The following is a 10,699-nucleotide window of genomic DNA, read 5'->3' on the forward strand; positions in this document are numbered from 1 at the left end:
GTTACATATTTTTCATGAATATAACGATTACTACAATTGACAAACTATTTTATAAAGTTAGTTTTATCTTTTAAGTTATTATTTGAGAATAAAGAATAAAATTTCCACTGCTTCGAAATACTACTGAAAATTTATTCTTTCCTAACCTGAAAAAGAAAAACATAGAAATGTTTTACGCTAAATGTTACACGTGAAACATTTCTATGTTATGAATATAATTTGGTAAATTGTTTCTATTTCTAAGTTGTCAGTTCTAATTGGAAGTACCGCTTTATTTTACTCTTGCCCCTAGCGGAAGTGATTCAGCAATAGTGGCTAAAGATAACTCGCCATCCTTACTTCCTGCAAGAATCATCCCTTCAGAGAGCTCCCCGCGAAGCTTCACTGGCTTTAAATTCGTCACGCAAATAAGCTTTCGGCCAATTAGATCCTCTGGTTTATAGTATTGAGCAATTCCTGAAACAACTTGTCGTTTTTCATACCCAAGGTCTAACTGAAGCTTAAGCAGTTTATCTGCCTTTTTCACTGGTTCAGCTTGTATTACTTGTGCTACCCGCAGGTCAACCTTCATGAAATCATCAATCGAAATTTCTTCACTATCAGGCTTCACTTCTTGCTTCACTTCTTGCTTCTCTTCTTCAGTATTTGGTGCTGAACCTTGCATTTTAGTTTTAATAAATTCGACTTCTTCAGTTAGGTCTAGACGAGGGAAAATTGGGTCGCCTTTTGCAATTTTTGTTCCTTCTGGAATGATGCCAAATTCATCTAGGCTTTCCCATGTGGTTAAATTCTCAGAATCCACATTTAGTTGGGCAAATATTTCTTTTGGTGCTCTAGTTAAGAATGGCTGTATAAGAATAGCAATTCTTCTTAAAGATTCCGCTAAATGAACCATTACACTTTCTAGCTCAGCAGTCTTTGCCTCATCTTTAGCCAGTGACCATGGCTGTGTCTCATCAATATATTTATTTGATTTGCTAACTAACTGCCAAATAGTTGATAGAGCTACGGAAAACTCCATCTTCTCCATCGCTTCTTCATACTTTTGAACTGCTTCCCTATTCGCTCGAAGCAATGACTGATCAAACTCACTATTTGAACCCTTGTACGCAGGGATCATTCCGCCAAAATACTTATCTACCATTGCTAATGTACGATTTAATAGGTTTCCTAAATCATTGGCAAGGTCAAAATTAATTCTCTCGACGAAGCCTTCAGGGGTGAAGACACCATCGGACCCGAAAGGAACCTCACGCAGTAAATAATAACGAAGGGCATCTAGTCCATAACGATCAATTAATGTGACTGGATCAACGACATTACCTTTTGATTTGGACATTTTTCCATCCTTCATTAATAACCAGCCATGTGCAAATACTTGCTTAGGAAGCGGCAAGTCTAAAGCCATTAGCATAATCGGCCAATAAATCGTGTGAAAACGAACAATTTCCTTTCCAACTAAATGAACGTTTGCTGGCCAATAATTTTCATATTTAGATGGATCGTTTGTTCCGTAACCAAGGGCAGTAATATAGTTCGAAAGTGCATCAATCCATACATAAATGACATGCTTCGGATTGCCGGGTACTTTAATACCCCAATCAAATGTTGTTCTTGAAACTGCAAGATCCTCTAAACCGGGCTTAATGAAGTTGTTAATCATTTCATTTTTCCGTGATTCCGGCTGAATAAATGAAGGATTTTCCTCGTAATACTGCAGCAAACGGTCTGCATACTTACTAACTTTAAAGAAATATGACTCTTCCTTAACCTTATTTACGCCTCTTCCACAGTCAGGACAATTTCCTTCCACTAACTGCCTCTCAGTAAAATAAGATTCGCATGGCGTACAATACCAGCCTTCATACTCACCAAGATAAATATCTCCTTGCTCTAAAAGCTGAGCAAAAATCTTTTGTACCACTTCTTTATGTCTGTCCTGTGTAGTACGTATAAAATCGTCGTAAGAAATATCAAGCTTTTTCCAAAGCTCTTGAATTCCTGCCACAATTTCATCTACATATTGCTGCGGTGAAACGCCCTTTTCCTCCGCTTTTTCCTGGATTTTTTGCCCATGCTCATCTGTTCCAGTAAGATACATAACATCAAACCCGCGCAAACGTTTGTAGCGAGCCATCGCATCGCCTGCAACCGTTGTATAGGCATGGCCTATATGTAAATTCCCACTTGGATAGTAAATAGGTGTTGTTAAATAAAATGTTTTTTTATTACCCATGGATATTCCCTCCTCTTTACATTAACTAAAAAAATCTCGGCCTATTATATGGACGAGATCGTGCTGAAATACGTGCCAATTATAGGCTGTCCTTATTTAAATAGAACTTATGTGAATAACTAATACATTAAGTCATCATAACCTCTTATACCATCAAAATATACCTAAAATTTAGTATTTGTGCAACCAAAGTGCAGATGGATTCAAAACAATAAAATCTATAAGTTTATTAGATTATTCCAAGAAAAGAGGCTTGTAGCAAATTTAAATAATTTCTTACAGGATATTCCCATAAAAGACTATCTAAATTCCGTATATTATTATGTAAAATGTCGAAAGTTATGTTGTTTTTTGTCGAATTATTCCCCTGTTAAAAATCACCATTTTAATGATAATAACAAGTATTTCCCATATGTTTTTTACACTTTTGAAAGGTTTACTGCTATAAATCCTATATTTATAAGCTTTAATAGCCTAGGAAAAAATTTCTAATAAAAAATGAAAATAAAGTAATTGACGTATTTGGGAAACGCTGGTATTATGTAATTATTAAAGATTTTGTCGAATATTGACGAAAGAAAAGATAGAAGAAAAATAATTTTTGAGATTTGAGAGGAGAATATTATAATGAAATCTACAGGTATTGTTCGTAAAGTTGATGAGCTTGGTCGCGTGGTTATTCCTATTGAATTAAGACGTACATTAGACATCGCAGAAAAGGATGCACTTGAAATCTATGTGGATGATGATCGCATTATCCTTAAAAAATACAAGCCAAATATGACTTGCTTAGTAACTGGAGAAGTTTCTGATGATAACATCCAGTTAGCTAACGGTAAATTAATTGTTAGCCGCGAAGGTGCAGAAAAATTATTAGAAGAAATCCAAAACAGATTTGAACTTGTAAAATAATATTAAGAAAGCTTCTCCTTGTTATGAGGGAAGCTTTCTTTTTTTCTACAAGCAACTATTCTTTAACATGAAAAGCATGATAAACTTCCCTCTTATTCATGCCTCTGTCAGCTGCTGTTTGTTTAATGGCCTCTTTACTATTCAGTCCGCTCTTATTTATATAATGTTCGACATGTGCTTCAATCGACAAGCCTTCCCACCATACTTCTTCATCATCTAGAGCAGTTTCAGATGAACCTTCAATTATTAAAACAAATTCTCCTCTTATTTCATCAGTTGCGGCCCAATTTAATATCTCTTCTACAGTTCCTCTAATGAATTCCTCGAACTTTTTTGTTAATTCTCGGCATAGAACAATCCTTCTATTTCCCATTTGTTCTTCAATTAAGGTAAGGGTTTCTTTTAACCTGTGAGGTGCTTCATATAAAATAGTCGTTGCCGTTATTTTCGAAAGAGCCTCAAGCTCTTTTCGTTTTGTCTTCTTTTGTCGGTCTAAAAATCCATAAAAATAAAACGGCTGAGGGTTAAGCCCTGAAGCAATTAATGCAGTTAGTGCAGCATTCGCACCCGGCAGCGGCACAACCGTTAATTGTTCCGCGACAGCAGCCGTTACAAGCTCATAACCTGGGTCTGATATGGTTGGCATTCCTGCATCACTCACAAGCGCAATCTTTGCCCCTTGAGCTAATTTTCCAAGTATTTTTTGTCCGCTTACCTCTTTGTTATGTTCATGATAGCTTAGGATTGGCGTTTCTATTTCAAAATAATTACATAATTTCTTCGTGTTTCGCGTATCTTCAGCCGCAATATAATCAGCCTCTTTCATAATTCGAATAGCACGAAAGCTCATGTCTTCTAAATTCCCGATGGGGGTTGGAACTAAATACAAGATGCCTTTACTTTCTTCTTTATCGAAGCTTTTTTGCTGCCACATATGTACCACCTGTTTCATTTACTAGGTATTTTTCCTTTTTATCACGGGACCATTGCTTAAATTCATATTCTGCCTTTAAGGCATCACTCTTATTATCATAGGCTTTGGAGAAAATTAGCTCAACAGGGCCTCTTCCTCTTGTATATTTAGCTCCTTTTCCCTCATTATGGAGCTTCACCCGTTTCTCCAGATTATTCGTATAGCCGGCATACAAAGAGTTATCCTTACAATGGAGAACATAGAAGTAATGATTATTTTCCATATAAAATTTCCTTTATTTCAGGGGTGTATTCATTGTTATCATTATACACAATTAATGGCGGCAGTATTTTTAAATCCGGGCTGCCATATTTAATTGCTTCGATTAATAATGTATTCGATTCTTTCCCCTGCTTCGGATAAACAAATTGAATTTTTTTGGGTTCTAATTTGTATTTCCGCATGAGAGTGACAATATCAAGCAGCCTTCCTGGCCTGTGAACAAATGCCACTTTTCCTCCCTGCTTAACTAAATCACTTGAAGCCTTAACTGCATCCTCCAGCGTGCATAAAATCTCGTGACGGGCTATAGCTAAGTGCTCATTCTCATTTATTTCATCAGATTTGGGGGTCAGGAAGTATGGCGGGTTACAGGTGACAACATCAAATTGGCCATATCCAAGCTCCTTTGCCGTTTCCTTAATATCCCCATGGATCATTTGCAGCCGTTCTTCAAGCCCATTATATTCAATACTCCTTTTCGCCATATCGAATAGCCGTTCTTGAATCTCTACACCGATAATAGAGCCTTTTGTTCTTACACTTAAAAATAACGGGATAACACCGTTCCCGCTGCATAGATCAATTAAGCGGCCTTTTTGAATGGGTACATGAACAAATCGAGCAAGCAAAACAGCGTCCAGTGAAAAGGAGAATACAGAAGGGCTTTGGATAATACGCAAATTTTCTGCAAGTAAATAGTCTAAACGCTCGTCCCCTTTTAAAAAATCCATTTTCTATCCTCCAGCTCATTTAAATAAAGTGAAAAATAGCCTTCCTTTTTGAAGGAAGGCCATTTTATTATTTCTTATTAAGAAAAGATAAGCAAAAAAGGCAATCTCCTTCTTTTCGGGGGCTTCCAAAATGGAGGTTACATATATGAAAACCCTCCTGATAAAGCCGGGCTAAATTATCATACCCTTCTCCAATATCAGCCGTTTTGTAGTCAGCCGAATCCGTTGATGGATTTTCTGACGGTCCTTTTTTTGCCGACAATTCTTCTTGATCTGTTGTCAGATCTAAACGACGTCTTAAATGCTCATTCTCCAGCTTTAAAGAGTTATTCTCTTCTAGTATTTCTGCCAAATGCTGCTTTAACTCACCAAGCTGCTGATATAAATGCCCGATTTGGGTTTCCATATTACTTACTGAATCAAAGATTTCTTTTTTATCCACGCATTCCACCTCATTAATCTGTGGATTGAACTGATACAGCACCTTGTTTTACTAATTCATCTAGAGTATACTCAAGCACGCGTTCAGCAGCAGTTACATCCACTTGCAGCACCCGTTCTAAAATATTTAATCCTACCACTTTTCCGGGACCTTCGGGTGTTTGAATCCACTCACCTAGGTCAGGAAGCTGGGCTTTAGCCTCTTCATATTCGTCATTTTCATATTTTAAGCAGCACATTAAACGCCCGCATAAACCCGAAATTTTCGTTGGATTTAATGAAAGATTCTGATCCTTTGCCATCTTAATAGAAACCGGATCAAAGTCACCTAAAAAAGTAGAACAGCATAACATTCTTCCACAAGGGCCAATGCCCCCTAACATTTTTGCCTCGTCCCTTACTCCTATTTGCCGAAGTTCAATCCGTGTACGAAATATTGCTGCTAGATCCTTAACAAGTTCCCGAAAATCTACTCTTCCATCAGCCGTAAAATAAAAGATCACTTTATTTCGGTCAAATGTATATTCAACATCAACTAGTTTCATATCTAATTGATGGGTATTTACCTTTTCGTTGCAGACTTCATAAGCTTCCTTTGCTGCCTGCCTATTTTCCTCGACGATCAGCTTATCTTTTTGATCAGCAATTCGCAGAACTTTCTTTAGAGGCAGAACCACATCGTGCTCATCAACCTTCTTAGGCGGAACGACAACTTTGCCATATTCTACACCACGTACTGTCTCTACAATGACAAAATCGTCTTTTTCAACTTCTAATCCGCCGGGATCAAAATAATATATCTTGCCCGCCTTTTTAAAGCGGACTCCTACTACATCATACAAATGAAGACCCCTCCTGCATTTTCAACACAAGCTGTTCCATTAACAGCTGCGGATTCATATTTGCCTGCAATTTTCTCTTTGCTTCCAAAATGGCTGTCATCTGTTCTGATAATTGCCTGCTGGAAGATTGCAATGCAAACTGTTCTAATCGTTCTTTTTCGTTTAAATAGACTGTCTGTTCTTCTTTTCCGAGCTGTATATATAATAAATCCTTAAAAATTAGCAGTAATAAATCTAGTCCAAGATCTAGCTGTTCTTTCTCTTTGAAATGCATAAACCAATCATCCTGGAGAGCTACCATCGCCTCTAACGGACTCTTTTTAAGCACTTCATATAATTTTAACACTATTTTTTGTGCTTGTACAAACCAATCATTCTGACTATACTCAATTGCCTCATCAACATTATTAGTAAGCTGGGCAATTAATGGTGCCGACTGAGGAGTGACTCCATTTAATTTTAACTTTTCAATCATTTTTGCTGGAGATAACATCTGAAATGAAATAGTTTGACAACGAGAAAGAATAGTAGGAAGTATTTGCTGTGCCTGTTCTGTTATTAAAATAGCCAATGTATGAGGGTGAGGCTCTTCTAAAAATTTCAATAAACTGTTAGCTGCATTTGCCGTCATTTTGTCAGCATGAACAATCATATACAGTTTTTTTCTTGACTCAACACCTGTTTTCGAAAATTCTTCCTGAAGTGCCTGAATTTGACCCTTTTTAATCGATAAACCATCGGGCTCAACTAGATGGACATCAGGATGATTTCCATGATTAATTCTTTTACAATTCACACAGCCTTCACAAGGGATATAGCCATCAACAGGAGATTGACAAAACATGCTTTTCGCTAATAGATTACCAGCTTCCCTTTTCCCCGTTCCCTTCATTCCCTCAAACAAATAAGCGTGGGCAAGCCTATTTTTTTTAATACTGTTTCTGAACATCTTTAACACAACAGGCTGTATGGTTTCTAGGTCTTGCCACGTATTAGCCACAAAAATCACCACTTTTGTTCTTTATATCAACATAAATTCTATTAAAACTGTAAGAAATTTTCAATTGGCAGAACAAAGACTGTAGCTCCACCGACTTCAACCTCAACTGGATATGGAACATACGAATCGGCATTTCCTCCCATTGGAGAAATCGGGGCAACTAGCTGATCTCTTGACTTGCAATTTTCTTTTATGATTTGTAATGCCCTATCTACACGAACATCTTCTGTACCTATCATAAAGGTAGTATTTCCTGATTTTAGAAATCCGCCAGTACTAGCTAGTTTGGTTGCACGGAAATTATTATCCACCAATGCATTCATTAATTTATTGCTGTCTTGATCTTGTATAACCGCTAATATGAGTTTCATTCTCTCCGCCCCTTTCATTTGTTCCACTTCATTAAAGTTACATTCCTACATCTATTATATCAATTTTTTTATGAACTAACATGTCTTACTGCCAGGATAAATTTTCTTTCTGTTAATAAAAGTGGGTTACCTAAAAAGAAGAGTTCAGATAACCCTTATTAAGAAATAATTTTCTAAGTCACCCTTAACAGATTTATACTTTCTAGCTAATAATCTCTTTTATCTTTTTCTCTGCAGCCTGATACACCACTTCAACTGGCTTAGAGGCATCTAATCTAGAGAAACGGTCCGAATACTTATTCATTAACAGAAAGTAACCTTCACGTACCTTATAATGAAAATTAAGATCCTCAAGATCCAATCGATTTACCTCTCGATCCTTATGGCGATTTATTCTTTCTAGACCTGCCTCTGGTTCTATATCAAAATAAAATGTTAATTGCGGCATAGTCCCTTCAATAGCAAATTGATTAATGGAAAACACTTCATCAATTCCTAATCCTCTAGCATACCCTTGATAGGCTAGAGAACTATCAATAAAACGGTCACACAAAACAATATACCCTTTTTCAAGAGCCGGCAAAACCTTTTCAACAAGATGCTGTCTTCTAGCTGCTGCATAAAGAAGAGCTTCTGTTCGAGAGTCCATACTCGTATTATTTTTATCTAGGATAACATTTCGAATTTGCTCAGCTATTTCTATTCCGCCTGGCTCTCTCGTTTGTAAAACCTGATAGCCTTCAGCTGATAGTCTCTCTGTTAGCATATTTATGATCGTTGTTTTCCCTGCTCCCTCAGGTCCTTCCATCGTAATAAAAATTCCTTTTTTCATCGTTAACCTCCAAGATGATTCAATCCTAATATATTTAGCTAAACGGGAAATATGTCTAACCTTCCGGATTTTAAACTGTCCCCGCCCTGAAATCTGGCTCCTGATTTTAAGAGCAATTTAATAAAATCAATATCTTCCTCCCTAATTTTTTCCCCAGGAAATAATAAGGGGATACCAGGTGGATAAGGAATAATTAATTGCGCACAAATTTTTTCAGTTGATTCATCCAACGGAACCGATATAGGTTTAAGTTTTTCTATTTGTCGAGCATTTAGTGCAAGCTTAGAAATTCTCGGTTTTCCGTAGCTGCTCTTAACTTTTTCCATGTTTGTATTTGAAACAGATTGAAGAGCCCTTTCAAACCGCTTGGCGATTTCCTCAATTGCAAACTTCTCTCCATCTTTCAACAGTGGAAACACAAGCAGTACATTATAAGGGTCCGCCATTTCAGCATAAATCCCGGTCCCCTCCAGTAAACTTTGCAGCTCATATCCATTTAAAGAAGAAGCCGATTGAATTGTAATTTTTAAAGGGTCTCCAATCCCATTAGGATAGGAAAGCACCTTAACGCCATTCAGTTCCTGCAATCTTGTTCTGAATTCTTCTATCTTGTTTATTAGATATTTCATATCCTTATTCGAAAATGTAGCTAAATAGTGTCTAGCTATGTCTAATGAGGCCATAATCGGATAAGATGGGCTGCTTGATTGCAAAATTTGAAGATAGTGGCTGACCTTTATTTCTGAAAGGATTTCACTGTTAACATGCAGATACGCTCCCATTGTCATGGCAGGAAGCGTTTTATGAGCGGATTGAACGACAATATCTGCCTTTAATTGCACTGCCGATTTCGGGAAGACATCGCCCCCCGCGAAATGTGCCCCATGTGCCTCATCAATTAATACAGAGATCCCTTTTGAATGTGAGAACTCAATAATCTCCTCTAATTCAGTAACCATTCCATAATAATTAGGATAGGTCAGTATTATTGATTTTGCCTCTGGGAATTCATGAATAGCAGCTTTAACTGTTTGTAGCGATACTCCTCCAGCCACACCCCAAGACTCAACGAAATCCGGCGCTAAAAAAACAGGGTTTGCTTTTACAAGATGAACCCCATTTAAAATTGACTTATGACAATTTCTTTGAACAAGCACTGTATCATTCTCTTCAATGGCAGCCATAATCATAGCAAGATTTCCGACAGTCGAGCCATTCACTAAGAAAAAGCTCTTTTTGGTTCCATAAAAATCAGCCAGCAGGTTCTCTGCATCTAAAATAACACCTTCAGGGGCATGCAGATCATCTAATCCATTAAGCTCTGTAGCATCCAGCTTTAAAAGGTCCTGAAAATAGCCCTTTGCTGCCTCAGGAATAAGACTTCCATATTTATGTCCAGGTACATGAAAAGAGACTGGATTTTTTTCCGTATGTACCATTAATGCATCTAATAAAGGGATCTTTTTTTGATTCATATTTAATCACCAAATTATTATGTTTATCATCTCATCTATTTTACCAAATCAAAAAGGAATCCGATACCATTCCAATTCTAAAGCGTTGATAAAGAATTAAATTAGACATACAACCAAATTGATTATTGAACATACATTAGTATTCAAGTAATCACTTTCAAAAACAATTTTCAAAAGATTGTATACAATATGAAAATTGCGGGCAGAATTGGTGTATGGAGGTGGAGTGATTGAGTTCGCTAGTAGCAAAGAAACATATAGGGGAAGAGTGTGTCATTTGCGAGCAAACAAAATTAAGAGGGATACATCTATACACTTCTTTTATCTGTACAAATTGCGAGCATGATTTGATTTCTACAGATACAAGTAATCCAAAATATAAATATTATATAAAAAAGCTAAAGAAGGTAACAACACCAGAAATATTTTCTTGATGAAAGCTCCATTTGGGGCTTTTTTATTTATGAATTTTTTATTAAGATGCTTGCCCATTTAAAAAATATCTTTAAAGCACAAAAAAAGTACCCTCACAGGTACTCTTTTTATTTTGCCTAGCGACGTCTTACTCTCACAGGGGGAGAGCCCCCAACTACCATCGGCGCCCAAGCTTAACTTCCGTGTTCGGGCTCGGCTTTGAATAAGCGGCGGATCTCTGCGTCAGCTG

12 protein-coding genes are annotated in these 10,699 nt (G+C 37.0%); 2 read left to right on the forward strand and 10 right to left on the reverse strand.

Annotated elements, in window-relative coordinates; all coding sequences use genetic code 11:
* Window positions 1–271 precede the first annotated feature (271 nt).
* Window positions 272–2,236: a methionine--tRNA ligase gene (metG, locus tag H0173_RS21590; protein ID WP_221848854.1), complete on the reverse strand. Its 1,965-nt coding sequence runs from the start codon at window positions 2,234–2,236 to the stop codon at window positions 272–274.
* A gap of 621 nt (window positions 2,237–2,857) precedes the next feature.
* On the opposite strand from metG, the gene H0173_RS21595 reads away from it, so the two are divergent.
* Window positions 2,858–3,148: a transition state genes transcriptional regulator AbrB gene (locus tag H0173_RS21595; RefSeq protein ID WP_221848869.1), complete on the forward strand. Its 291-nt coding sequence runs from the start codon at window positions 2,858–2,860 to the stop codon at window positions 3,146–3,148.
* Window positions 3,149–3,203: 55 nt separating this feature from the next.
* Here the strand turns inward: H0173_RS21595 and rsmI are convergent, their stop codons facing one another.
* From rsmI to H0173_RS21640, 9 genes are all read right to left on the reverse strand, one after another.
* A complete protein-coding gene (gene rsmI / locus H0173_RS21600; RefSeq protein ID WP_221848855.1) occupies window positions 3,204–4,082 on the reverse strand; it encodes a 16S rRNA (cytidine(1402)-2'-O)-methyltransferase in 879 nt (292 codons plus the stop codon).
* Entirely contained in the window at window positions 4,057–4,344 is a 288-nt protein-coding gene (locus tag H0173_RS21605; protein ID WP_221848856.1) for a GIY-YIG nuclease family protein, read from the reverse strand. The genes rsmI and H0173_RS21605 overlap by 26 nt, the downstream gene beginning before the upstream one ends.
* Window positions 4,334–5,074: a tRNA1(Val) (adenine(37)-N6)-methyltransferase gene (locus H0173_RS21610; RefSeq protein ID WP_221848857.1), complete on the reverse strand. Its 741-nt coding sequence runs from the start codon at window positions 5,072–5,074 to the stop codon at window positions 4,334–4,336. Before H0173_RS21610 ends, H0173_RS21605 begins: the two co-directional genes overlap by 11 nt.
* Before the next feature lie 67 nt (window positions 5,075–5,141).
* Window positions 5,142–5,516, reverse strand: a complete 375-nt coding sequence (gene yabA, locus H0173_RS21615) for a DNA replication initiation control protein YabA (protein WP_221848858.1) — start codon at window positions 5,514–5,516, stop codon at window positions 5,142–5,144.
* Between the two features lie 13 nt (window positions 5,517–5,529).
* The gene (locus H0173_RS21620) at window positions 5,530–6,357 is read right to left on the reverse strand and encodes a PSP1 domain-containing protein (RefSeq protein ID WP_221848859.1); all 828 of its coding nucleotides are present in this window, start codon (window positions 6,355–6,357) and stop codon (window positions 5,530–5,532) included.
* Complete coding sequence (gene holB, locus H0173_RS21625; RefSeq protein ID WP_221848860.1) at window positions 6,350–7,357, reverse strand: DNA polymerase III subunit delta'; 1,008 nt, start codon at window positions 7,355–7,357, stop codon at window positions 6,350–6,352. Before holB ends, H0173_RS21620 begins: the two co-directional genes overlap by 8 nt.
* 41 nt (window positions 7,358–7,398) lie before the next feature.
* On the reverse strand, window positions 7,399–7,728 hold the full coding sequence (locus tag H0173_RS21630; protein WP_221848861.1) for a cyclic-di-AMP receptor: 330 nt from the start codon (window positions 7,726–7,728) through the stop codon (window positions 7,399–7,401).
* A 202-nt stretch (window positions 7,729–7,930) separates the two neighbouring features.
* Window positions 7,931–8,560, reverse strand: a complete 630-nt coding sequence (gene tmk / locus H0173_RS21635; RefSeq protein ID WP_221848862.1) for a dTMP kinase — start codon at window positions 8,558–8,560, stop codon at window positions 7,931–7,933.
* 38 nt (window positions 8,561–8,598) lie between these two features.
* The gene (locus H0173_RS21640; protein WP_221848863.1) at window positions 8,599–10,035 is read right to left on the reverse strand and encodes an aminotransferase class I/II-fold pyridoxal phosphate-dependent enzyme; all 1,437 of its coding nucleotides are present in this window, start codon (window positions 10,033–10,035) and stop codon (window positions 8,599–8,601) included.
* A 230-nt stretch (window positions 10,036–10,265) separates the two neighbouring features.
* Here H0173_RS21640 and H0173_RS21645 point away from each other — a divergent pair, with 230 nt between their 5' ends.
* Window positions 10,266–10,469, forward strand: a complete 204-nt coding sequence (locus H0173_RS21645; protein ID WP_221848864.1) for a sigma factor G inhibitor Gin — start codon at window positions 10,266–10,268, stop codon at window positions 10,467–10,469.
* The last annotated feature ends 230 nt before the right edge of the window (window positions 10,470–10,699 follow it).

It is taken from the genome of Bacillus sp. S/N-304-OC-R1 (assembly GCF_019749375.1).
Taxonomy (GTDB): Bacteria; Bacillota; Bacilli; order Bacillales; family Cytobacillaceae; genus Cytobacillus.

Excerpts from the sequence above, each read along its gene's own strand:
- metG (WP_221848854.1), bottom strand. The coding sequence starts at position 2,236 with ATGGGTAATAAAAAAACATTTTATTTAACAACACCTATTTACTATCCA.
- rsmI (WP_221848855.1), bottom strand. The coding sequence starts at position 4,082 with ATGTGGCAGCAAAAAAGCTTCGATAAAGAAGAAAGTAAAGGCATCTTG.
- H0173_RS21605 (WP_221848856.1), bottom strand. The coding sequence starts at position 4,344 with ATGGAAAATAATCATTACTTCTATGTTCTCCATTGTAAGGATAACTCT.
- H0173_RS21610 (WP_221848857.1), bottom strand. The coding sequence starts at position 5,074 with ATGGATTTTTTAAAAGGGGACGAGCGTTTAGACTATTTACTTGCAGAA.
- H0173_RS21630 (WP_221848861.1), bottom strand. The coding sequence starts at position 7,728 with ATGAAACTCATATTAGCGGTTATACAAGATCAAGACAGCAATAAATTA.
- tmk (WP_221848862.1), bottom strand. The coding sequence starts at position 8,560 with ATGAAAAAAGGAATTTTTATTACGATGGAAGGACCTGAGGGAGCAGGG.
- H0173_RS21640 (WP_221848863.1), bottom strand. The coding sequence starts at position 10,035 with ATGAATCAAAAAAAGATCCCTTTATTAGATGCATTAATGGTACATACG.